Below are 23594 nucleotides of genomic sequence, written 5' to 3' on the forward strand. Positions count from 1 at the left end.
ACTTCTGGCGTAGGTGTTCAAAACAAGGATGACCACGGCCAAAAAAACGAGCCGGTTAAATATGAAGGTTGCGGCCCACTTGAACATTATGCGGGCACGCTGAGTTCGGTGACGCGCTTTGCCAAGGCGTCGCGATCGGCCTCAAGCATTCTGATCCGCCGTGCCGTCTCAATCGACACGACTGCGCCGTCACCGGCACGTACGAGGGCGATCCCCATTTCCGTATCGCTGCGCCAGATCAGGCGCGCGCGTTGACTGTCGCCTTTCCTATGAATGTGAATATCAAATTCATGCGGTATCATGACCGGGCTCGAAATGATAAGCTTCGCGCCATTCTGGGACAGGTTGCGGACCAAACAATCCATGGTGGAAAATCGATTGTTGAAGGTGATCCGGCCGCTGAGAAACGTCCGGCCCCTGTGAAAATTGCGGCGCTCTTGCATGAATCCCTCAATGGCACAAAAGAAAATTGATAAGGCCAAGGCAGCAACACGCAGGCCATTTCGATGCGAGACTTTAGATTTTGTTAACCAAAGCCGGCATTTGAGCTGACTTGGGCTCCAATCAACGCGGCTGTCCCCGCCACTGGAAAATGCTAAAAAACCTAATGACAATCGTTCGCTTCGCCCCGTCGCCGACCGGCCGCATCCATCTCGGGAATGCCCGGACCGCGCTTCTCAATTATCTCTTCACCAAGGCCCATAACGGGCTCTTCCTGCTGCGCTTCGACGACACGGATCTCGAACGCTCGAAGGAAGAATATGCGCTCGACATCGAGGTCGATCTTGCCTGGCTCGGCGTGAAGCCCGACCTCGTCTTGCGGCAGTCGCAGCGTTTCGCGCTTTATCATGAGGCGGCCGAGCGGCTGCGCGCGGCGGGCCGGCTTTATCCCTGTTATGAGACGGCGGACGAACTCGACCGCAAGCGCAAACGCCAGCAGGCGAAAGGCCAGCCGCCGGTCTATGACCGCGCCGCGCTGGCGCTGACGCCCGACGACAGGGCTGCTCTCGAAGCGCAAGGCCGCAAGCCGCATTGGCGCTTTCTGCTCGAGCATAGAACCGTGCATTGGAACGATCTCGTGCGCGGCGAAAGTCACATCGATTCCGCATCCTTGTCGGACCCGGTTCTGCTGCGCGAAGACGGTTCCTATCTCTATACTTTGCCGTCGGTCGTCGATGATCTCGACCAGAAGATCACGCATGTAATCCGCGGTGAAGATCATGTGACGAATACGGCCGTACAGATCGAGCTTTTCGAGGCTTTGGGCGGCACGGCGCCGGTCTTCGCACATCACAATCTTCTGGTGTCGGAGAGCGGCGAAGGTCTGTCGAAACGTTCAGGCGCGCTGTCGATCGGCGGGTTGCGCGACCAGGACATCGAATCCTTGGCGGTCGCCGCTTTGGCGGTGCTGACCGGCACGTCGCATGCGGTTCATGCCGTGACCTCGCTCGAAGAGCTCGGCAAGGATCTCGAGCCCTCGCATATCTCACGGACGCCGGCGAAATTCGATCCGGCCGAACTCGCGGGCCTTTCGGCGCGCACGCTTCATGCGCTGCCTTTCGAGACCGTGCGCGACCGGCTCGCGGCGCATGACATCCTCGGCTACAAGGCCGAAGCCTTTTGGCTTGCCGTGCGCGGCAATCTTTCGACCTTCCTCGATGTCGTCACCTGGTGGCGCATTATCGAGGGCGAGATCGAGCCGGTGCGCGAAGACCTCGACTATCTGGAAGAAGCGGGCAGAGCCTTGCCGGAAGAGCCCTGGGACGAAAATGCGTGGGCCGCTTGGACCGAGGTTTTGAAGAGCCGGACAGGGCGCAAGGGCAGGGCTTTGTTCCATCCTTTGCGACTGGCGCTCACTGGGCGCGAGCAGGGGCCGGAATTGGCCGGGCTCCTGCCGCTGATCGGCAAGCTTAAGGCGTCGGCCCGACTATCCGGACGCGCCGCTTGACGCCATCGGGGCCGGTGACTTCCGCCGTGTCTGCCTGATCGGGAGATGGCGGACTTGCCTGCGGCATGCTCGTGATGGCGCTATTCGTGGCGGGCGTCGCGCTCGACGGGAGGGCCGGCAGGTTCGGATCGGCGGTTTGAACCCGGCTGCGCACGGCTTCGACTTTCGGCCGCGACATTTCGAGCGATTTTTCCGGCGTGACGATGATGTCGCCTTTGCGCTCCTGGCCGAGCACATGTTCCGCATCGGACTGACTCAGGGCCTGAACCCAGGATTCACCCTTTGCCTTGCAGGTGCAGTTGGAATCGTAGCTCTTCTGGAATTTGAACGCGTTTTGAAGATCGCGATAGGGCGTTCCGTCGGCGCCCACGGCGGTGCCGACGTCATTGTCCGGGTTGCGGGTATAAAGGCTCACCTCGGCATTGGGGCAAAGCGCGGTGCAGAGCTCTCCGAGCGTTTCGAGATTGCCGTTTCGGGCCGAATAATTCAGCGGGAAGAACCCGCCGTCGCAGGTGCGCACGCAGATCGCTTGCGAGCCGCCGCGCGGGGTCTGTTCGTCGGTGGGCGGCGCTTCGAGCGGAATATCGGGTTGCGAATTGCCTGAATTGCCGAAAAGCGAGTCGAAAAAGCCGCGCGGCTGGCTGCGGCAATAGGCATTGTAGCGCGCCACCAGATCCTGGCGCGAACCGCCGCCGCCCGCCATGCCCTGCAATTTGCCGAGATTGGCCTGCATGGCCTGGATGCGCGCATTCAGCCCACTGCATTGCGGTGGCAATGGCTGGCCGGCGCCGAAAAAGGAGAAGCCACCCCGGTCGCAACCAAGCGAGCGCGCATAGTTCGATGTCCGCTCGAGTTCGGCCTGCTGACGCGCCGCGGCGGACGCATATTGGCCGGCTCGGCTGCTGCCGCCTCCGCCGTTTTGGTCGATATAGGCGATTTGGGCGCGGATGCGGTCGCAATCTGCGTTTTGCGCATGAATGGGCGCGGTGACGAGGAAAGCGGTAAGGATCGCGAAAAGGCCCGTCGCGAGACGCCAAAACCGTCCGCGCAGCCGCCGTCGCGTCGCAGATCCTTGCTTTTCGGGATTGGCCCCAAACCTATAGGCCCCGTACCGCACCTGATTCATTCAATCCTCATGCGCCGCTTGCCAACGCGGCGCAGCCAAGCGGACAAGATTGACGCGTTCCCGCCCCGAATCGTCTCATTTTCAATCATGTCGCGATTATTGGTTACTTCTTTATGAGTGGGGATTGTCTCCTTTTTCATGGTGCAAACATGACGGGCCGCACAATCTTGACCGGAGCCGCGAAAAATCGGTGCGGCGCCCTGTCGCCCTCCGCCTCTGGCGCGAGGGATCATGGATGCCATATGTATGGCACCGTAACATTAAGGGGCTGAACATGCTTATAGATCGGTTCGTGCGCGTAACGGCTTCGGCCGTCTTGAGCATGATGCTTCTGGCCGCCCATCCGGCGGCGGCGGCCGATGATCCGGATCTCATCTTCCGCAAGTCGACGGTATTTCACTTCCTGACGCCGAATGACAAGCTTGCCACCTATGGGCTCGACGATCCGGCGGTCGATGGCGTCGCCTGCCACTATACTTTGCCGGAAAAAGGCGGGATCGCCGGTACGTTCGGCGTCGCCGAGCAGGTCTCGGATATTTCGCTCGCCTGCCGGCAATATGGACCGATCACCTTCAAGGAGAAATTCGCGCAGGGCGATGTGGTCTTCAGCGAGCGCCGGTCGCTCATCTTCAAGAAGATGCAGATCGTGCGCGGCTGCGACACCAAGCGCAACGTGCTCGTCTATATGGTCTATTCGGATAAGCTGATCGAGGGATCGCCGAAAAACTCGACATCGACCGTGCCGATCGCGCCCTGGGGCGGCAGCGGCGAGGTGCAAAAATGCGCCGATTGGCTGAAGAACTGACTCGTCAATAAATGACGGGTTATTCCTGGCAGGTGACGACGAATGACCCGGGTTGCAGTTTCGGCGTGTCCGCCACGCCGGTGCTGGCGGTAATATCTTCGGCCGGTCCGTAGCTCGCTGATCTGGCAAGTCCGTGGGCTTCGCACCAGGCATCCGCCACGACCTGGCCGCAGGATGCGCGATCCATCATGCAGTCCTGAATGCCATAGCCCTCGCCCATGGGAATGACGAAGGTTTGGGTCTGACCCGCCTGGGCCGTGACATGCATGGCCATGATGAACAGGCATCCCGCCGCCAAGGTGAGGATGATCTGAAGGGCCTTGCGATAGTCGATATGGGCCGGGAACATGGGTGTCTCTCGCACCGGCCTGCTTGCCAGCGGCCGGCATAGTCGAATCTACGTATTCCCTGAATCTGCCGCCTTCCGTTGAAGAAAAAGTTAATTGGCGCAGTGGCTTTGGAGCGAGTCCGTGAAGAAGGCTTGACGCGGGGGCACCGAAACAGGCATGGTTCAAGGATGACGCGCTCGATCGGAACTTGTCCGACCATTGAGATTATTATCGGCTAGCCCCGCGCTGGCTTGAGCCGTCTTGTCCTCCTTCCAGAGTTAAGACACCGGCGTCCCAGGCCAGCTTAGGGCTTGAGAGGGATTCTATGGCATTGCGCCTTTACAATACGCTGACCCGTCAGAAGGACGTCTTCACGCCCATCGATCCGGCGCATGTGCGGCTCTATGCCTGCGGCCCGACGGTCTACGACAATCTGCATATCGGCAATGGCCGGATGCTGATCGTTTTCGACGTGCTGTTTCGCGTGTTGCGCCACATCTATGGCGCCGAGCATGTCAAATATGTCCGCAACATCACCGATGTCGACGACAAGATCAACGCGCGGGCGGCGGAGCGTGGCGTCGATATCCGCGTGTTGACGGATGAGATGACGAAGATCTTCCACGAAGACGCTGCCGAACTCGGCTGCCTGACGCCGACCGTCGAGCCGCGGGCGACCGAGCATATGGCCGAGATGATCGCCATCATCGAGAAGCTGATCGCCAATGGCCACGCCTATGTGGCGCAGGGCCATGTGCTCTTCGACGTGCCGTCTATGCCCGCCTATGGCCAGCTTTCCAAACGTCCGCTCGACGAGCTGATCGCCGGTGCGCGTGTCGAGGTTGCGCCCTACAAGCGCGGGCCAATGGATTTCGTTTTGTGGAAGCCGGCGCAGCCTTCGGAACCCGGCTGGGAGAGCCCTTGGGGGCGCGGGCGTCCAGGCTGGCACATCGAATGTTCGGCGATGAGCTGGAAACATCTGGGCGAAACCTTCGACATTCATGGCGGCGGCATCGATCTGGTCTTCCCGCATCACGAGAACGAGGTCGCGCAGACCTGCTCCGCCTTCGGCCATTCGATCATGGCGAATGTCTGGATGCACAATGGGCATTTGCAGGTCGAAGGCGAGAAAATGTCGAAAAGCCTCGGCAATTTCGTCACCATCAGGCAGGCGCTCGCGGATTGGCCGGGCGAGGTCGTGCGCTTCAATATGCTGAAGACGCATTATCGCCAGCCGATCGATTGGACGATCGCCAGTCTGAAAGAATCCGAGCGCGAACTCTCCCGCTGGTATCCGGTCGCCAAGCAATATGCAGCGGCAGAAGCCATGATCCCGCCGGAGTTCGAAGCAGCCCTCGACGACGATCTGAATACGCCCGAGGCTATCACGCATCTGCGCCGCCTTTATAAAGAGGCGGTGGAAGAGGTCGCTTTCGCAGGCGCGCGGCTTGTCTCCTCTGGGCAGCTTCTCGGGCTCTTCGAGAAGACCGAGGCCGAATGGGCGCATTGGAAGCCGGCATCGATGGCGATCGATGAAATTCGCGTCGTGCATCTGATCAACGCGCGGCTTGAGGCCCGGGCTTCGAAGAATTGGGCGGAGTCGGACCGCATCCGCGATGAACTCGCCGATATGGGCGTCGCGCTGAAGGACAATAAGGACGGGACGACGAGCTGGGAGGTGAAGCGATGAGTCATCTCTTACCCCTCACCCGGCCGCTTCGCGGCCACCCTCTCCCACAGGGAGAGGGTTTGCGCTCCGGCTGGGAGGTGAAGCGATGAACACCGAGGCTTTTTCCAAGGCGGCGCTGCGTCCGTTTCTCCCAAAGGATGGCGAACTCCTCGCGCAGATCTTTCGCGACAGTATCGAGGAATTGACCGTCGAGGATTATGACGACGCGCAGCGGGGCGCCTGGATCGCCGTCGCCGACGACGAAGAAGCGTTCATCGCGCGGCTTGCCGGGCAATTGACCCTCGTTGCCACGGTGGCGGGCTCGCCGGTCGGATTCATCAGCGTCAAGGGCAAGGACCATATCGACATGCTCTACGTGCATCCGAGCATGAGCCTGTGCGGTGTGGCCACCTTGCTGACCGATGCGGTCGAAAAGCTGACACATGCGCGCGGCGCGACGCATCTCACCGTTGACGCGAGCGACACGGCCGAGCCCTTTTTCAAAAAGCGCGGGTTTGTGGCGCAGCGCCGCCAGACCGTGCCTTGCGGCGACGAATGGCTCGGCAATACGCATATGGAAAAGCGCTTCGAGGTGCAGGCGCAGCAAGGAGCGCCGAAATGAGCCGCGAGACGCTCGCTCTTTTCGATACGACCTTGCGCGACGGCGCGCAGACGACAGGCGTCGATTTTTCGCTCGACGACAAGCGCCATATCGCGGCCCTGCTCGACGATCTCGGCCTCGATTATATTGAGGGCGGCTATCCTGGCGCCAATCCGACCGACACGGCCTTTTTCGCCAAGCGGCCGGTGCTGAAAAAGGCGCGTTTCGCGGCTTTCGGAATGACCAAGCGCGCCGGGCGGTCGGTTGCGAACGATCCGGGCCTCGCAAGCCTGTTCGAAGCCGATGCCGATGTCATCACTTATGTCGCCAAGACCTGGGATTATCAGGTCCGTGTGGCGCTTGGCTGCACGCTCGATGAGAACCTCGAAGGCATCAGCCAGTCGGTGGAGGCGGCAGCCGCGCGCGGGCGCGAAGTCATCCTCGATTGCGAGCATTTCTTCGATGGCTACAAGGCGAACCCCGCCTATGCGCTCGACTGCGCCAAGGCCGCGCACGCGGCCGGCGCGCGTTGGATCGTGCTCTGCGATACGAATGGCGGCAGTCTACCGCATGAAGTCGAGCGCATCGTCACGGAAGTGACGGCGCATATTCCTGGCTCCCATCTCGGCATTCACGCGCATAACGACACGGAACACGCGGTTGCGAATTCGCTGGCCGCGGTGCGCGCGGGCGCACGGCATATTCAAGGCACGCTCAACGGATTGGGCGAGCGCTGCGGCAATGCCAATCTGATGTCGATCATCCCCACGCTTCTGTTGAAGAAGGATTATGCCGATCATTATGAGATCGGCGTGCCGCTCGAGAAGCTCGCGCAAATCACGAAGATCAGCCATGCGCTTGACGAATTGCTGAACCGCCAGCCGAACCGCCATGCGCCCTATGTCGGCGCCTCGGCCTTTGCGACAAAGGCCGGCATTCATGCCTCTGCCGTGCTGAAGGATCCGGCCACCTACGAACATGTGACGCCCGAAAGCGTCGGCAATCAGCGCAAGGTCATCGTCTCCGATCAGGCTGGGCGGTCCAATATTTTGGCCGAGCTGGAGCGCATCGGCGTCATGCTCGCGAAGGACGATCCGCGCATCAATCGGCTGCTCGACGAAGTGAAGGAAAAGGAATCGCTCGGCTATGCCTATGAAGGCGCCGAGGCATCCTTCGAGCTGCTGGTGCGCCGCGTGCTCGGCGAGGTGCCGGATTATTTCGATGTCGAGCGCTTCAGCGTCGGCGTCGAGCGCCGCCACAATGCGCAGGGCGATCTCGTGACGGTCTCGGAGGCCGTGGTCAAGGTCCGCGTGCATGACGAGCTTTTACTGTCGGCGGCCGAAGGCATAGGTCCGGTCAATGCGCTCGATCTTGCGCTGCGCAAGGATCTCGGGCGCTATCAGCGTTTCATCGAGGATGTCGAACTCGTCGATTATCGCGTCCGCGTCTTTCAGGGCGGTACGGACGCGGTGACGCGCGTGCTCGTCGAATTCGCCGATAAGGACGATATGCGCTGGTCGACGGTCGGCGTCTCGGCCAACATCATCGATGCTTCGTTTCAGGCCTTGACCGACGCGATTACGTATAAATTGCTGAAGGCGGGCGCGAAGTAATCCACTTTGGCCTTCCTTCGCGACGCTTAAAGCTGCACGTGCAGCCGCACCGAGCCGATCGACACTGGCCCGCGCACATAGTTGTAACCGGGATTGGCCACGAACTGGTAATCGGCGCTGAGGAAGATATTCGGCGTCACGCTATACGAATAGTAAGTCTCGACGATCGACTCCGGCCGATAGCTCAGCGCCCCATCACCGATGTTGACGCCCAGGCCGCCAATTCTGAGGAAATTCTGGTAACTGCTGGAAATGCCGTTGATGGCTGTCGCCAACCCGATCCTATCCAGAGGACGCCCCCACGACGTTCCCGCCAAGACAGCTCCGGCAGAGATGCTGCTGTTGATATCGGTATACATGATTTCCGATTGCCCATTCCACCATCCGAGCCGAGCGAATAGGCCAAGGTCCTTGGTCACGGCCAGCTCGGCATTGCCGACAAAGCCGAATTGCGATCGCGTCTTGCGTGTCGCCGCGATGTCCGGCGTACCGCCATCGGTCATAGGATTGATGAGCACGGGATTGGAAAGTGTGGCGGCATAGCTGCCGGCGTAGAATTGACTCTCGAAGCCGAGGACGCGGATGACCCCGTCCATTCCAAACAGCGAGAAGTTGTGTTGGAGCTCGACAAGGGTCTGGCCTCGCCGGCCGATCCTCGTATCGATATTTTCCCCGTTGGAAACATCGGGCACCAGAAAATAGCCGGCGCGGACCGCCCATTCCTTCTGGTTCAGTTCGAGCACCGACCCATAAGTATAGCCTTGCTGATCGGCGGAATAATTGAACGCGCCGGAATCGACCAAGGCCCAATTCATGAAGCCGACTCGTCCATCGTGCGAGTAGGTGTTGTTGTCGAAGATGTCCCCAACCGAGAGCTTGCCGAATGTGAACGTCAGCCGGGAGATATCTTCCTTGGCGGCCACTTGATTCGGACCGTCCGCTATATCCTCCTGCTCGCCGCCTAGACCAAAGACATGGCGAAGAAACAAGCGTGCTGAATTGTAATGCGGAAAATCATAACCGGCCTTCTGGGCTTCGATGTTCGAGAAGCCGGCAAGGCCGTGCGTATTGGAAAGTCCGAAGCCCTGGAACGCCTCGGGGTTGATATAGAATTCGGTGCCTTCGTAGGGGTCTTTGAAACCGAAATATCCTGTCACGCTGAACGTCTCACGCAGTTCACCGTATTGATTCAAGCTGTTTGTCCCGGAATAGGCGGCGGGGAACGGCGCATTGGCCTGTCCGATGACAGTCGCTTGCCCATGGATACTCATATTGTCGCGAAGGGAGGGAGGAAGAATCCCGCCGGTCGTTCCCGGAACGGTAGGAGCGAATGGATTGTCGCCGAAATGATAGTTCAACCCGGCCCGCACTGTCTGGAAGGTGAGATCGGAATTGTATCGTTCGCCGGCGATCGGAAGGTAAGTGTTGGCGCGGGCGAAATCGAAGAAGGCATATTCGAGCTTGGCGCTCAAATTCGCCGTCAGCAAAACTTCGACGCCGGCCCCGGCCGTCCAACCGGGCCGCCAGAAATAGACATTATCGTCGACGTTACCGCTCGCGAAATCCGTGGTGTTCAATCGGTCTCGATCATAGGCGAACCCTCCGGTGCCGTAGACGAGCCAATTGCCGAACGTGTAGCCGACACGACCGCCCAAGGAACCGTATATTTGGATGTTGTCGTTGACGACCGACGGCCCCAGGGCGGCGATGTTTTGCTGCAGATTGCTCCGCAGGATGGCCGGAAAGGAAAAGTCGGCCTCGACGCCGAGCAGGAGACCCGAGGCGGTCACATGATTGTACCCGGCCTGAAAACCGCCGGAGAGCGGGCCGAATTGGTGCGCGTAATCGATGTGTTCCTCGCCGACCACGCTCGTCCGTCCGGCCGATGGCACGCCCGAGAGATCAGTGGCGTAAGAGGAGCTTCCGGCGAAAACATATCCGACATTTCCGCCGGCATAGAATCCTTCCCATGGGTTGATCGAGACCAGGGCAGGCTGCGGGATCCCGGCGGGGTCGGCGGCGAAGGCGAGAGTCAGCGGCCAAGCTGACATCGCCAGGGCCGTGCTGAACGCCCCAAGGATCTTCATGACAACCCCCCGGTTATCGGTCGCTCGTTTTCATCAGGTAGAGCGGTGACGCTATAGAGCGCGTCGATTCGAACTCGCCTATTATTCAATAGATTTAAGCTGCGGCGAATGTCTAGCAGCGGGGCCTTGAATGCGAAGTTTCGTACGGACATGTTGCAGAATTATTTGGTCTATTGCCACATGATGGCGAAATACTTTTGATTTGTTCTAATCAGGCCGCCAGACGCAGCCGCGAGGGCGGCCCCGGCAGGACTTTACAAAGGTTACGGATTGAACGCGGCTCTCGACCGCGCGAACATCGAAGAGCTTTTTCATGGCTCACCTTCCTGGCCCGCAGCCAGGACGCATTGATGTCAACCGAGATCACTGTGGCATGCTACCTCATGCCGATAGTTTTGAGTGCATGAAGCTCAAAAAGTATAGGCGAATTGGAGTTCGACCTGGTGGCGTTCGTAGATGCTAAGATCGAGGCGCGTCGCACCTATATCGGGAATTTGCGCGGCCCAGGCGACCTTAACCGTGAAGTCTCCGGATAACCTGTAAAATAGGCTTGGCCCGACGAAGAGGGCATGGGCGTCGAGAGAGCCGTTCTCGGCCAGGTTCTCGTGGCGGATTTCCGCGCCGACAAAAATATTCGGCGCTATCGCGTAACTCCCGGCCGCTATGACCGCAAAGGAATCGTCATGACCTCTTGCGCCATTCACGCGAAGGAATGACGGCGTGTAGATAAGGTTGAGTGCCGCGAACAACTTGTTCGGGATCACCTCCTTATCGATGAGGAGCGTCACCGGAACGGCATAATTTCCGCTTCTCTCGCCCGAGGTCGGATCGAATTGGCGCCATGCCGGGTTGATAGAGAGCGTCATCCCGAAAGGTTGCGTCAGACGATCGACAATTTTCCAGCGCAACTCAGTGATCAGGCCACTGAAACTCACCGAACTGCGGTCGCTGAGACCCTGCACACCATGAATATTGTAATAATCTGTGAGCGTTCCGATCGAGAGCCGCAGATTATCAGTGACGCCGTAACGAAACGAGGTTTCGTTGTCGACATTGTTGTAGTTGCCGATCGCGCCGAAACTTCCGATGGTGACGCTCTCGATCTCGCGTTCGCCTTTCAAACCAATGTCGGACCCCTCGGCGAAACCGAAAATATGCTCGGTGTCGATGTCCGGCGCGGTTGAGCCGGACTCAGTCTTTGCTTCATCGGCCAGCGAAGGCTGAAACGAAATCGCCAGCAGAAGCGGAAAAGTGAGGCGTAGGGGGCGGAACATTGTCATTGATCACCTGCGGGACCTGCCAAAGAGCGTCAAGCCCTGCCGTCCGTCGGCGCGTTAAGTATAGTCTGATCCGATCTCAAAAGCACGACAGGTTCGACTGCGCTTGACGTCACGCGGTGGAAAGGTCCAGGTTTAAGCCTATGGCTCGCCCGCGCAATCAGTTCGAGATCACGCCGGATATTCTGCTTCGCGCCTATTCCATCGGGCTTTTCCCGATGGCCGAAAGCGCGGAAGACCCGAACCTTTACTGGGTCGATCCCGAAGCGCGCGGGATTTTTCCCTTGGATGGGATCGTGATCTCGAAAAGCCTGCGCAAAGTGGTGCGCGCAGATCGGTTCGAGGTCAGAGTCGATTATGATTTCGACGCCGTCATCGACGGTTGCGCGGCGCCCGATGCCGGCCGCGAGAAGACCTGGATCAACGATCGCATCCGGACGCTTTACCGCGAACTCTTCGATATGGGTCATGTCCATACGGTCGAAACCTGGTTCGACGGCGAACTCGTCGGCGGCCTTTATGGCGTGAGCCTCGGCGCGGCCTATTTCGGCGAGAGCATGTTTCATCGCAAGACCGATGCGTCGAAAGTGGCGCTCGTGCATCTCGCGGCGCGGCTGGCTGCCGGCGGGTTCAGCCTTCTCGATGCGCAATTCGTGACGCCGCATTTGGCGACGCTGGGCGCGCTCGAAATCCCGCGCGACGCCTATCGCTTGCGGCTCGCCAAGGCCATGGCGCATCGCGGCGATTTCTGGATCTGGCCGAAAGGCGAGTGCGTGTCGGGCGCACAGGCGCTTGCGGCTTTGGCGAAGGCGGCTGAAACGGACTAAGTTTCAGAGCGGCCGGCTTTATTGAAATCCGTTGCGCAGCGAATCCCAGAACGAGGGCTGCTGGCGCGGCTGTGGCTGCGGTTGTTGCGCCTGCGTCGGATAATAGCGTTGCGATGGCTGCCCGCGCGGAACGGTGCCGGGCGGCACCGGCGGCGTTCCGACTTCGACAGGTCCGCCATTGAGGTCGTCCGCTGGCTGAACCTTACGCGGTTTAGGCTTCGGCTTATCTTGCGCGGTGACCGGCGGAGGCGGCGGCGGGACCTGCTCGGCATCGGCCGTATCGGGGGGCGAGGGAATGATCTCGGTGCCGCCTTTGCAATTGGTCAGCCAGATATCATAGACGGGATGTTCGATCGCATGCAGGCCGGGGCTCGACGCAAACATCCAGCCCGAAAAAATCTTCTTATATCCGCCCGCCGCATCGACCTCTTCGACTTCGATGAAGGTCGTCGTTTGCGGCGCCTCTGTCGGCGGACGCGTGTAGCAGACCCGTTCGGTGATCTGCAACGAGCCGAATTGCACGGTCTCGTCGGTTGCGACTTCGAAGGAAATGATGCGCCCGGTGATCTTGTCGAGGCCGGAGAAGACAGCGATCGGATGTTTGATCTTGTCGGCTGAGGCGGGACCGACCGCTGCGCATAGGACGAGCGCGGAAGCTGCGAGTTTGATTGATAGTCTCAAAGGGTGCTTCGTCTCTGGGTAGAACATTCAACCTGAACCGTCATGCGCGGGCTTGACCCGCGCATCCAGACGCAGATCTAGAAATAAAGGCTATCCATGGATGCCCGGCTCAAGAGCCTGTGCTCGGGCCGCCAAGGCGGACCCGAGTGCCGGGCATGACGCGGTGAACGATAGACGCGTTACCGATGACGCCGACAGCAATCATCAAAGACGGGCCGGAATAGGGCGGCTCTCGCGTTTTGGGGACCAAAGTCTCAAGGGCCAATCTCAAGGGCTCGGCGTCCAGGCGTCGTAATCGCCCGTGGCCGGAGGCCGTTCGCCGCTGCGCAAGGTCGAGCCCGGCGGCCGCCAGGCCAGCGGCGTGCCCGTCATATTGGGCAGATGCGGCAGTTCCCAGTCGCGGGGCTTATAGCTCTCCTCCGTCGGCGGGATATCGACCGTGTGGTGCAGCCAGCCGTACCAGCCGGGCGGCGTCTCCGAGCCCTCGGCGTAGCCTTTATAGATGACCCAGCGCCGCTCGAAGCCGAGCGCAGGATCGGGGCCGGGCTTTCGATAATAGATGTTCCCGAACTCGTCCTCGCCGACCTTCTCGCCGTGACGCCAAGTGTAAAACCGCGTGTTGAGGGTCGCGCCATTCCACCAGGTGAAGATTTGAGCGAGCCAATTCAGAAGGCCGTGCATGGGATTTTCCGGTCAGGACATCGTCGGGCACGGCTTATCGGGGCCTTTCCCCACTGTCCAGAGGGGGCCGAAAGAACCCGAGCTGGAGCCTTGCCAAAAACCGCGACTCGGCCCCCAAATACCGGCCAGCCTTAGCTTGTCCGGACCTATCGGACCTGGCGATTCATCCCCGTTATTCTTATATTAATCCACAACATTTAGTGTTGTGTGGCCCGATAATATCTATTGCTTGCGGTGGTGATTCCGCCGCATCCTAGGGTCAGTAAGGCTGTGGGAACCGGCCTCATCTGGCGACGATGAGGGGTTTCAGGTGGGCAGGCAGCCGATTTTCAGGGGATAGGACACATGCGGATCGAGCGGCATTACACTAAGGCCGGACAGTCACCTTATGCGGAGATCGCGTTTCGCTCGACCAAGAGCGAGATTCGCAATCCGGACGGGTCGGTGGTCTTTTCGCTCGATGGGATCGAAGTGCCTCAGGCCTGGAGCCAGGTCGCGGCCGATGTTCTGGCGCAGAAATATTTCCGCAAAGCCGGCGTGCCCGCCCATCTGAAGCGGATCGAGGAAAACGACGTGCCGTCCTTCCTGTGGCGCGGCGCACCCGACGAGGCGGCGCTCGAAAACCTCGCCAAGCCCGATCGTTTCGTCTCCGAGATCTCGGCGAAGCAAGTCTTCGACCGGCTTGCAGGCGCCTGGACCTATTGGGGCTGGAAAGGCAAATATTTCGACAGCGAAGAGGACGCCCAGGCCTTCTTCGACGAATTGCGCTTCATGCTGGCAAAGCAGATGGCGGCGCCCAATTCGCCGCAATGGTTCAACACCGGCCTGCATTGGGCCTATGGCATCAACGGGCCGAGCCAGGGCCATTATTATGTCGATTTCGAAACGGGCAAGCTCGTCAAATCGAAATCGGCCTATGAGCATCCGCAGCCGCATGCCTGTTTCATCCAGTCCGTCGCCGACGACCTCGTCAACGAGGGCGGCATCATGGACCTTTGGGTGCGCGAGGCGCGGCTTTTCAAATATGGTTCGGGCACCGGCTCCAATTTCTCGAAGCTGCGCGGCGAGAACGAGAAGCTTTCGGGCGGCGGCAAATCCTCCGGCCTGATGTCCTTCTTGAAGATCGGCGACCGCGCGGCCGGCGCGATCAAATCGGGCGGCACCACGCGCCGCGCTGCCAAAATGGTCGTGGTCGATGCCGATCACCCCGATATCGAGGCCTTCATCGATTGGAAGGTACGCGAGGAAGAGAAAGTCGCGGCGCTGGTTGCCGGTTCGAAGGTCGTGAAGAAGGCCTTGAAGGCCATTCTGCGCGCCTGCGTGAATTGCGAAGGGCCGGGCGACGATTGCTTCAATCCGGACAAGAATCCGGCCTTGAAGAAAGAGATCAAGCTCGCGCGCCGCGCCTTCGTGCCGGATCAGTCGATCAAGAAGATCATCCAATTCGCCCGCCAGGGCTATAAGGATATGGAATTCGAGACCTTCAATACGGATTGGGATTCGGAGGCCTATCTCACCGTTGCCGGGCAGAATTCGAACAATACGGTCCGCGTGACCAATGATTTCCTCGCGGCCGTCGAAGAGGATCGCGAATGGGCTTTGACCCGCCGCCTCGACGGCCGTGCGCATAAGGTCATGAAGGCCCGCGCCTTGTGGGAGAAGATCGGCTATGCCGCCTGGGCCTCGGCCGATCCGGGCCTGCAATATCACACGACCATCAATGATTGGCACACATGTCCGGCAGGTGGGGCGATCGTCGCGTCGAACCCGTGCTCGGAATATATGTTCCTCGACGATACGGCCTGCAATCTCGCCTCGCTGAACCTGTTGCAGTTCCGCGACCCGCAGAGCAAGACCTTCGACATCGCGAGCTACGAACATGCCGTCCGGCTGTGGACGGTGGTGCTCGAAATCTCGGTGCTGATGGCGCAATTTCCCTCAAAGGAAATCGCCCAGCTCTCCTATGACTACCGCACCTTGGGCCTTGGCTTTGCCAATGTCGGCGGGCTCCTGATGTCGTCCGGCATCGCTTATGATTCCGACGAGGGCCGCGCGATCTGCGGCGCGCTGTCGGCCATCATGACCGGCATTTCCTATGCGACCTCGGCCGAGATGGCGGGCGAGCTCGGACCTTTCCCGCGCTATCATAAGAATGCCGCCGCCATGCTGCGCGTGATGCGCAACCATCAGCGCGCGGCGCAAGGCGAAGCGGCGGGCTATGAGGCTTTGGCCGTTCCGCCGGTGCCGCTCGACCGCGCCGCGCTGCGCGATCAGGCGCTCGCCAAACATGCGGAAGCGGCCTGGGAGCGCGCTGTGACGCTCGGCGAAAAGCATGGCTTCCGCAATGCGCAGGTCTCGGTCGTGGCGCCCACCGGCACGATCGGCCTCGTCATGGATTGCGACACGACCGGCATCGAGCCCGACTTCGCTCTGGTGAAGTTCAAGAAGCTTGCTGGCGGCGGCTATTTCAAGATCATCAACCGCGCTGTGCCGGAGGCTTTGCGCGCGCTCGGCTATGGCGAATCCGATTTGGCCGAGATCGAGGCCTATGCGGTCGGCCATGCCTCATTGGGGCAGGCGCCCGCGATCAACCACACGAGTCTGAAGCGCAAGGGCTTCACCGACGAGAAGTTGGCCGAGGTCGAAAAGACTTTGGCGTCGGCCTTCGACATCAAATTCGTCTTCAACAAATGGACGCTCGGCGCGGATTTCCTCGTCAAGCAATTGGGCGTGCCGGAAGAAAAATTGGATGATGGAAGCTTCGATCTTCTGAGCTTCCTCGGCTTTTCGAAACAGGACATCGAGGCTGCCAATGTGCATGTCTGCGGTGCCATGACGCTCGAAGGCGCGCCGCATCTTAAAGCCGAGCATCTGCCCGTCTTCGATTGCGCCAATGCCTGCGGCCGCATCGGCACGCGCTATCTCTCGGTCGAGAGCCATATTCGCATGATGGCGGCTTCGCAGCCCTTCATCTCGGGTGCGATCTCGAAGACGATCAATATGCAGCATGATGCGACGGTCGAGGATTGCAAGGAGGCCTATATGCTCTCCTGGCGTCTCGGGCTGAAGGCCAACGCGCTTTACCGCGACGGTTCGAAACTCTCGCAGCCCTTGAACTCGCAATTGATCGATGACGAGGACGACGAGGCCGAGGACGCGGTCGAAACTTTGCTGGTCGCCAATGCGCCGGCACGCGCCGCTGTCGTCGCCGAAAAGATCGTGGAGCGCATCGTCGAACGGATCGAACGCACGCGCGAGCGCGAGCGTCTGCCCGATCGCCGCAAAGGCTATACGCAAAAGGCGGTGGTCGGTGGCCATAAGGTCTATCTGCGCACCGGCGAATATATGGATGGCCGGATCGGCGAGATCTTCATCGACATGCATAAGGAAGGCGCGGCCTTCCGCTCGCTGATGAATAATTTCGCCATCGCGATTTCGGTCGGCCTGCAATATGGCGTGCCGCTCGAAGAATATGTCGATGCCTTCACCTTCACGCGCTTCGAGCCCGCGGGTCTCGTGCAGGGCAATGAGGCGATCAAGAACGCGACCTCGATCCTCGACTATGTGTTCCGCGAACTCGCCATCTCCTACCTCGGCCGCAACGATTTGGCCCATATCGATCCGAGCGAGATCGGCCATGACGTGCTCGGCAAGGGCGAGGCGCAGAGCAAGCCGCAAGGCGGCGGTGCATCATCCGGCGTGTCCGGCGGCGCGGGCAAGCTCGTCTCATCGGGCTTCGTGCGCGACAAGCTGATGCTGCTGCAAGGCGGCGCCCGCAAGGCAGCCGCGGCCGGTGCCGCGACGGCCTTGAAGCATGATCTCGAACATGAAGTGGAAGCCGAGCTTGGCGCGCTCGATTGGAGCCCGGCATCGTCCGAGCGTTCCGAGGTCGCGAACAGGCGGTCCGAAGCGCGGATGAAAGGCTATACGGGCGAATCCTGCCCCGAGTGCAACAACTTCACTTTGGTGAGGAACGGCACCTGCCTCAAGTGCGACACCTGCGGCGCCACGACGGGGTGTAGCTGAGGGGTCGCTACTACTGCAACAACAGCAGCAGCTGCAACAAAGTTCAATTGTAAGATGTCGCGCTTGCTTATTAATCCAAGACTGACCGATTTTCATGGAATAGCAGTACCACAGGTCGATTTGGACTTTGCTATTCCATTTTTTAACGAAGATGTCCCTCTCTATGTCGATCCTTTCTTACTATGGAAGTCTCCGTCCCAATTGGATCAAGCGCTTCACACTTCGCTTATAAATGCCTTTAATCATTTAGGGATGCTCGACGGGCGCGGCGAGCGCGAAAAGGCAATAAATATCCTTGTGAGGGCTTCCGAGTGTGATGAAGTCGGATTGGGATCGTCTGGGAAAAGGAAAGGAAAACGCATTTCAAAAAATAAAGCAGCGGAGATTTTGGATCTTTTTCGGGAGATACCCAATTATCAAACAAAAGGATTTAGGCACTTTGAGGAAATTCAATTCTTTATTGAAGGCATTTCAAAAGACCGCATTAGTGATTTCACCTGCAACTTTATAAAATCTTTTCTGGTCGATTTTACGATAGACCAGTGTCATTCACTTCGTATACCAACCGGCTTTACTAACATCCACATTTACAACTATCAAAAGAACGACTTCGAATTTGAAAAGGTTGAATTGCCGATAAATCCACAATCAGGCGAGCCTCTCATTTTGGTGCCGAAAAGATTTTTGCGTTTTATGCCATGGATTTCTTATGATAATTATTTTGAACACCATTGCCCACAAGATGAGATTTTTCACCCAGGTTAGCCTTTAGAGAGAGTAAAAGTCCTCAATTTCAATAGACGGAATTACGGCGTTGTAGATTCGTACATCAAAGAAAAGGAGCGTAGCCGCGACGATTGCCAAAATGATCCGCTTTTTTCGCAAATCCCGGTAGTTTCCGCAAAGCGGAAGTTCGAAACTATTCGGAAGTTACCTTCTGGAAAAAGCGAAAATGCAGACCGTATGTATGAGGAGGCGATTGGAGAGCTGTTTCCATCATTGTTTTATCCGCATTTAGATTTTGCAGCTGTTCAAAGCCGAACTGACAGCGGTGCAATCATCAGGGATTTGATTTTTTATAATGGACGGCGAGAACCGTTCCTACAGGAGCTCTATAGCGACTACGGGTCGAGTCAGATTGTGTTTGAGCTAAAGAATGTAGCAGAGGTTTCTCGCGATCACGTCAATCAACTAAATCGTTATATGACCGATAGTTTGGGAAGGTTTGGCGTTTTGGTCACAAGAAACCGGCTTAAGAAAGCCCGGCTTCAAAGCACAATTGATTTATGGTCAGGACAACGACGCTGTATCGTCACTTTAACTGACGCCGATATAGAACAAATGGTAGAGGTATTTGAGAGCAAGCAACGTTCGCCGCTAGACCTTCTAAAAAAAGCTTATGTCGATTTTAAACGAGCCTGCCCTTCCTAAGGAATTAATATGAAATTGCAGCAAGTGAAGCAGCTTGAAAAAGTCATGGGCCAAATGGAAGGCTTGCACAAAGAAGTCACCGCGTTAGCGAAAAAATCGTCCAATGATGCCTTAAACAAATTCAAATTAAAACTTGTTAATACGGCTATTGTCGAAGCGAATGCTGTCCTTGGCACGGAGTATCAGCCTTTCAAAGATTTCGTCAAATTTGATGAAGACGACGTACCATCTAACAGCGATGTGGCTCTGGTGGTCAGTCAATATTTGGAAGAACTTGAAAGACTTCGATCAGATAATATTCGGCAAGAGATGAGTAGGTGGAGCTTTATTATCTCTGACAGTGGAGAAAAAATAAGAACGGCCCCTCCTAAAAAAATCAATGAGAAAAAATGATGCGAGCTAACAAGCTATTTACGTCTCGGAAAAATGCGGACGCCTACGATGCTATAATAGCTGTCTTTACAGCGCTTTATAAAGAGCTGAAAGATCTAGGAAAAAAGAAACCGGAAGCCTTATTAAGTAAAAGCAAAGTGGATTTAATTAATCGAGTTTTGGTGGACGCAAAAGCATGCTTGGAAGGCCAAGCCGAGGCAAAGTACCTTGATCTTTTAGACGATGATGCGCTGCCCCAATATGGGGACGCAATCCTCGCGATGTCGCAATACGAGGGGGCACTTTCCGCATTTAGAAGTAGGTATTACGGTTTTGACGGAACTGAGTATAATTGGTTCGTCGAATAAGTCTTCAACCCTATTCGAATGGGTCGATGTGTCTGCGATCAGCCTTTGATGCGCCGCTCCGCCGCGATGGCTTCATCTACACGCTCGTAAGTTTCGCTGAAGATCAATTCGATCGGCAAGCGCCGTGCGGTGTAGCTATCGGCGAGCTTTTGCCTATGCTTACTCACGCGCTCTTCAACAGAGCGACGCGTGATGCCCGTGTAATAGGTGCCGTCGGCGCATCGCAAAATGTAGATCGATGCACCTTGGCTCATTTGTTTATCAACCTCGCAAAACCCTCGTCCTTCGAGACGCGCCTTGCAGGCGCTCCTCAGGATGAGGGTTTTGGTTTAGCGCCGCTACTACAAATTATCGCAAGCATAATCCCCTCACCCTGAGGAGCCGCTGAAAGCGGCGTCTCGAAGGGCGAGGGATCGTTGGCAACCTCTTTCAACAAACCCTCGTCCTTCGACACGCATGCTGCGTATGCTCCTCAGGATGAGGGTTTTAATCACCCGGCCTTCGCGTAATCGCCTCGCGCGCGGCGGCCAAGGGCGCGTCGTCGCGCAGATGAATCGTGCCGTCGTCTGTGGCATCGATGCCGAGATCGCGCCAAAGCGCCGGCAAGTCGGGCGTCACCGGCGCAGCCCGCCAGCGATCGTAAAGCGTGCTCATCGCGTCGATCCCCACGGCATGATCGGCGGTCTCAAGGATCTTGCCGATCGGCCATTCGACTTCATGCGTGCCGCCCGCCGCGAGCACGCCGCGCATGGCGTCTTGCAGGCCGAGCCGGTTGCCCGTTCTTTTGCGGATGTCGAGATCGGCCAAAAGGCAAAACAGAGCGCCGCCCCAATAGGTGCGCGCCCAAGTCGGCGTGAAGTCGAGACCTTTGTCGCCTTTAGCGGGCAAGCCTTTCGGCATGTCGCGCACCATGTCGCCCCAGATCGATTGCGCGGTGAGATCGCCCGACTGAACCCGCGCGATCGGCTCGATATAGACGGCGAGCCCTTCGGCAAGCCAAGTGTGGCGCCGCACGACATCGGGAAGGGCCAGATGCACGAATTCATGCGTCATCCGCCAATCGCGCTTGAGCTGGTCGGCGCTGGCATCGCGGCCAAGCTGCATCCTTATGGCTGCGCCCGCATAGCCCCATGTCGTGCCGGCGCGGACGCCGCTGCCATCGACAGGCAGGATGAGCAGTCTTACGAAAGAGACAGGGAACCGGCCATAATAGGTTGCGACCGCTTGCGCCGCTTTATCGATCCAGGCGAGCACGGCTTCTCTCGCCAGCGCGATCTCGCCCGGCGCGAAGGCAACCCCGATCGTGCTCTTGCCGATCGCGACATTCGTTCGCGGCAAGGCGTCATAGGCCTCATAGGGCATGCCTTGAGCGGGCATGTAGACCGATTGCGCGGCGGCGTTTTGAAAGCGCGGGCCGATCAGCGGGCCCGCTATCGCGGCGGCGATCACGCCCAGTCCCGTGCGTCGGTTCAACCGGCCCTCCTGTCGCATCGCGAGGCGGCGCTTCTCTCGCCCCTTCATGGTCGTTACGCGGCAGGAGGAGGATCGTTACATCGGCGCCAATCACGATATGGGGATCGCGCATGAAGGCGGTAAACCGCTCACAGCTGCAGCGTGCGCCACATCTTCCAATAGCGCTGCTCGTCCGGCGTCAGAAGGCGGGCGGCTTCGCGGCGGCGCACGAGCGCCAGCGGATCATCGAGCTGTTTGGGGCGGCACAGCACCCAGCTATCGCTGTTGATCTGAAGCAGTTCGTATTTGGGCAGATCGACTTCAATCTCGCAGATGAAGCCCTTGTCCAGAACCGAGATCTTTACCTCGCGGCCTCCGGTTTGAAGAATAGTCGTGAGCGCTTTCGGCTCCGCGCTCTTCGGCTCAAGCCTCATAGCATCAGTCCTTCGCAGGCGAGCCGGGTCGTCTCAATCCTCATCGTCGTCGAACCTGTCTTGTGAGGCGATGCACATGAGCCTTGTGACGTCGCGGGCTTCTTTGCCTGAGAGAATGCGGTTGAACCATTCGGATGATGGCGCGCGATGCGTGATGTCTTCGATCGTCGGGTCGCCACCGGGATGAAGCTTCTGGCGCGTGACGGAATCGAGCGCCGCTTCGGGTGCATCCGCCTCGACGATCACGACGCCGGTCGCCTTTTTCCCGACCGGCCGCTCGGGATCGAGGAACGAGATCCAGAAAACCGTCACGGTGCCCTCGCAGCTTGATAGAGGCGCGCAGTTCATGGCCGGGACAAGCCCGGCCATGAATGCTTGTGTTGTCAGGCGCCTTCCGCGGGCTTCGGCGCTTCGGCGGGTTTTGCCGCAGGTGCTGGTTTCGGCGGCGGGGGCGGCGGCGGTTCCGGCTTCACATAGGGCACGAACATGAAGTCGCGCGTCTTCATGCCGTATAAGCGGCCGTCTTGACGGATCGTCGGGTCTGTCGCGCGGGCCGCGGCGATCGAACGCCAATTGGTATTGGGCTTGGGCCATGACGACACGACAGACTTGCCGTCATTGTTTCTATAAAGCGCTATGAACGGATAGATCGCGTTCTGGATCTGGAATTTGCTCAATGCGAAAACCTGCCCCGAAATCTGGTTCGGGATTTCGATCATGGTTGGCAAACGCTCGTTCAAATAGTCTTCGACGAAAGTCGCCTGCTTATCGAGCGTCACGCTGAGCAACGAGATGACGATCTCTTGCTGTTCGATCGGCGTATCAGCTGCGTTCGGGGCGGGGATGACGGGCGAAGCATATTCGAAAAACGTCGGCATAATCGTTGTGGCATCGAAAACATCTGGGAAACGCAGGTTTTCCTTGGAGGTCTTAACGCCATATTTTTCCGCGACGGCATTACGGACAGGCTCTACGTCTTCAAGCTCGAAGATCAAGAAGAACTGCTGCAGCGGCCGCACATCGACCTGATGCGGGCCGAACATGAAGCTATGAACCTTTTTCACGCCCGGAATGCTTGTGATGCTATCGATAAATTCTGGGTAGTGATTGTGATACGCTTCTTCTTTTTTCGTCGCCGGATCGGACAGGACGACAAAAACCCCCTCTGCCATGGGTTTCTCCTTGCGCTGTTGCTGAATGCGGGGGGCCTTCGCAGCGCCGCCCGGTAAAATTGATCCCATCTAGGTCCTTATTGGAGCCGGTGCAAGTCACGTGCAACTTGCCGGGGCTGAGGGGAGGTGAAGCGGTTTTTCGCTCCCGTCTCGCCAAGGTGCAGTCTTTCGCAGCCGGGCTTGCGGTCGGCCTTGTGCCGCATTCAACGAAAAAGCCCCGACGCGCGGCACACGTCGGGGCTCACATTTTTCAGTCGAACCGGGACGACATTCCCAGCAAGAGGAACCTCTATTCCCAGAGGCTTGCGTTAGACTTGAGCTTTATATCGCGGCGGCCTGTCCGTACTCACCAGCGGCGCCAGCCCCAGCGATGCCAGCCATAGTAGGGGCGATGCCAGCCATAATAGGGGCGATGCCAATAGCCCCACCGGCGATAGCCCCAACCGCGATGGCAGCCCCAACGGCCGCACCACCAGACTTTATCGACATTTTGTGCCACATCGCTCGATGTGGCGATCGCGGGGTCAAGCCCGCTTATCGGGAGTGCCGATGCAGAGGATGCGGAATAGCCGATCCCTGCAATGGTCAGGCCCGCCGCCAGGGCCAATTTCAAACTGGTTTTCATGAAACTCCTCCAGTATCTACTTTGTCCTGACCCCCATGGGTCATATTGTAGATCACAGGTGAAGCCTGAG

At 58.4% G+C, this 23594-nt stretch carries 24 protein-coding genes; 11 read left to right on the top strand and 13 right to left on the bottom strand.

The window, feature by feature from the left end; translation table 11 throughout:
- Positions 1-86: 86 nt before the first annotated feature.
- Positions 87-614 (bottom strand): PilZ domain-containing protein, encoded by a 528-nt coding sequence (locus A3OQ_RS21945; protein WP_152428387.1) that lies wholly within the window; start codon positions 612-614, stop codon positions 87-89.
- On the opposite strand from A3OQ_RS21945, the gene gltX reads away from it, so the two are divergent.
- Positions 608-1948, top strand: coding sequence for a glutamate--tRNA ligase (gene gltX / locus A3OQ_RS0110020; protein WP_020175249.1), 1341 nt, complete (start codon positions 608-610; stop codon positions 1946-1948). The genes A3OQ_RS21945 and gltX overlap by 7 nt on opposite strands.
- Here the strand turns inward: gltX and A3OQ_RS21950 are convergent.
- Positions 1911-3074, bottom strand: coding sequence for a DUF2865 domain-containing protein (locus A3OQ_RS21950; RefSeq protein ID WP_020175250.1), 1164 nt, complete (start codon positions 3072-3074; stop codon positions 1911-1913). The two genes, gltX and A3OQ_RS21950, sit on opposite strands and share 38 nt — an antisense overlap.
- Before the next feature lie 274 nt (positions 3075-3348).
- On the opposite strand from A3OQ_RS21950, the gene A3OQ_RS0110030 reads away from it, so the two are divergent.
- Positions 3349-3879 (top strand): CreA family protein, encoded by a 531-nt coding sequence (locus tag A3OQ_RS0110030; protein ID WP_051116030.1) that lies wholly within the window; start codon positions 3349-3351, stop codon positions 3877-3879.
- Between the two features lie 19 nt (positions 3880-3898).
- Here the strand turns inward: A3OQ_RS0110030 and A3OQ_RS0110035 are convergent, their stop codons facing one another.
- Positions 3899-4228, bottom strand: coding sequence for a hypothetical protein (locus A3OQ_RS0110035; RefSeq protein ID WP_020175253.1), 330 nt, complete (start codon positions 4226-4228; stop codon positions 3899-3901).
- A 305-nt stretch (positions 4229-4533) separates the two neighbouring features.
- On the opposite strand from A3OQ_RS0110035, the gene cysS reads away from it, so the two are divergent.
- The 3 genes from cysS to cimA all read left to right on the top strand — a co-directional run bounded on the left by cysS (position 4534) and on the right by cimA (position 8091).
- Positions 4534-5898 (top strand): cysteine--tRNA ligase, encoded by a 1365-nt coding sequence (gene cysS, locus A3OQ_RS0110040; RefSeq protein ID WP_020175254.1) that lies wholly within the window; start codon positions 4534-4536, stop codon positions 5896-5898.
- 85 nt (positions 5899-5983) lie between these two features.
- Positions 5984-6499: a GNAT family N-acetyltransferase gene (locus A3OQ_RS0110045; protein ID WP_020175255.1), complete on the top strand. Its 516-nt coding sequence runs from the start codon at positions 5984-5986 to the stop codon at positions 6497-6499.
- Positions 6496-8091, top strand: a complete 1596-nt coding sequence (cimA, locus tag A3OQ_RS0110050) for a citramalate synthase (RefSeq protein ID WP_020175256.1) — start codon at positions 6496-6498, stop codon at positions 8089-8091. The genes A3OQ_RS0110045 and cimA overlap by 4 nt, the downstream gene beginning before the upstream one ends.
- 26 nt (positions 8092-8117) lie before the next feature.
- Here cimA and A3OQ_RS0110055 read toward each other — a convergent pair whose 3' ends face one another.
- On the bottom strand, positions 8118-10178 hold the full coding sequence (locus A3OQ_RS0110055) for a carbohydrate porin (protein ID WP_020175257.1): 2061 nt from the start codon (positions 10176-10178) through the stop codon (positions 8118-8120).
- 410 nt (positions 10179-10588) lie between these two features.
- Positions 10589-11452 (bottom strand): hypothetical protein, encoded by an 864-nt coding sequence (locus A3OQ_RS23535; protein ID WP_020175258.1) that lies wholly within the window; start codon positions 11450-11452, stop codon positions 10589-10591.
- Positions 11453-11598: 146 nt separating this feature from the next.
- Here A3OQ_RS23535 and aat point away from each other — a divergent pair, with 146 nt between their 5' ends.
- A complete protein-coding gene (aat, locus tag A3OQ_RS0110065) occupies positions 11599-12282 on the top strand; it encodes a leucyl/phenylalanyl-tRNA--protein transferase (protein WP_020175259.1) in 684 nt (227 codons plus the stop codon).
- Positions 12283-12300: 18 nt separating this feature from the next.
- Here aat and A3OQ_RS0110070 read toward each other — a convergent pair whose 3' ends face one another.
- Complete coding sequence (locus A3OQ_RS0110070) at positions 12301-12990, bottom strand: DUF2155 domain-containing protein (RefSeq protein ID WP_020175260.1); 690 nt, start codon at positions 12988-12990, stop codon at positions 12301-12303.
- 240 nt (positions 12991-13230) lie between these two features.
- A complete protein-coding gene (locus A3OQ_RS0110075) occupies positions 13231-13644 on the bottom strand; it encodes an NADH:ubiquinone oxidoreductase subunit NDUFA12 (protein WP_020175261.1) in 414 nt (137 codons plus the stop codon).
- Positions 13645-13989: 345 nt separating this feature from the next.
- Between A3OQ_RS0110075 and A3OQ_RS0110080 the strand changes: the two genes are divergently transcribed.
- The 5 genes from A3OQ_RS0110080 to A3OQ_RS0110105 all read left to right on the top strand — a co-directional run bounded on the left by A3OQ_RS0110080 (position 13990) and on the right by A3OQ_RS0110105 (position 19841).
- Positions 13990-17670: a vitamin B12-dependent ribonucleotide reductase gene (locus A3OQ_RS0110080; protein WP_020175262.1), complete on the top strand. Its 3681-nt coding sequence runs from the start codon at positions 13990-13992 to the stop codon at positions 17668-17670.
- A gap of 54 nt (positions 17671-17724) precedes the next feature.
- Positions 17725-18435 carry a hypothetical protein gene (locus tag A3OQ_RS24850; RefSeq protein WP_020175263.1) on the top strand — a complete coding sequence of 237 codons (711 nt, stop codon included), beginning with the start codon at positions 17725-17727 and terminating at the stop codon, positions 18433-18435.
- Positions 18436-18633: 198 nt separating this feature from the next.
- On the top strand, positions 18634-19101 hold the full coding sequence (locus tag A3OQ_RS24855; RefSeq protein WP_020175265.1) for a hypothetical protein: 468 nt from the start codon (positions 18634-18636) through the stop codon (positions 19099-19101).
- Between the two features lie 9 nt (positions 19102-19110).
- On the top strand, positions 19111-19494 hold the full coding sequence (locus A3OQ_RS0110100; protein WP_040579997.1) for a hypothetical protein: 384 nt from the start codon (positions 19111-19113) through the stop codon (positions 19492-19494).
- Positions 19494-19841, top strand: coding sequence for a hypothetical protein (locus tag A3OQ_RS0110105; RefSeq protein WP_210162193.1), 348 nt, complete (start codon positions 19494-19496; stop codon positions 19839-19841). Before A3OQ_RS0110100 ends, A3OQ_RS0110105 begins: the two co-directional genes overlap by 1 nt.
- 38 nt (positions 19842-19879) lie before the next feature.
- Here A3OQ_RS0110105 and A3OQ_RS21960 read toward each other — a convergent pair whose 3' ends face one another.
- The 6 genes from A3OQ_RS21960 to A3OQ_RS24860 form a co-directional block, all read right to left on the bottom strand.
- Positions 19880-20095: a GIY-YIG nuclease family protein gene (locus tag A3OQ_RS21960; RefSeq protein ID WP_020175268.1), complete on the bottom strand. Its 216-nt coding sequence runs from the start codon at positions 20093-20095 to the stop codon at positions 19880-19882.
- A gap of 232 nt (positions 20096-20327) precedes the next feature.
- Complete coding sequence (locus tag A3OQ_RS0110115; RefSeq protein ID WP_244427126.1) at positions 20328-21314, bottom strand: hypothetical protein; 987 nt, start codon at positions 21312-21314, stop codon at positions 20328-20330.
- Positions 21315-21442: 128 nt separating this feature from the next.
- Positions 21443-21727 (bottom strand): hypothetical protein, encoded by a 285-nt coding sequence (locus tag A3OQ_RS0110120; RefSeq protein ID WP_020175270.1) that lies wholly within the window; start codon positions 21725-21727, stop codon positions 21443-21445.
- A 33-nt stretch (positions 21728-21760) separates the two neighbouring features.
- Positions 21761-22096 carry a hypothetical protein gene (locus A3OQ_RS0110125; protein ID WP_020175271.1) on the bottom strand — a complete coding sequence of 112 codons (336 nt, stop codon included), beginning with the start codon at positions 22094-22096 and terminating at the stop codon, positions 21761-21763.
- A 14-nt stretch (positions 22097-22110) separates the two neighbouring features.
- Positions 22111-22899: a hypothetical protein gene (locus A3OQ_RS0110130; protein ID WP_020175272.1), complete on the bottom strand. Its 789-nt coding sequence runs from the start codon at positions 22897-22899 to the stop codon at positions 22111-22113.
- A gap of 346 nt (positions 22900-23245) precedes the next feature.
- Entirely contained in the window at positions 23246-23524 is a 279-nt protein-coding gene (locus A3OQ_RS24860; protein WP_200860000.1) for a hypothetical protein, read from the bottom strand.
- Between the last annotated feature and the right edge of the window lie 70 nt (positions 23525-23594).

This window comes from Methyloferula stellata AR4, assembly GCF_000385335.1.
GTDB lineage: Bacteria > Pseudomonadota > Alphaproteobacteria > Rhizobiales > Beijerinckiaceae > Methyloferula > Methyloferula stellata.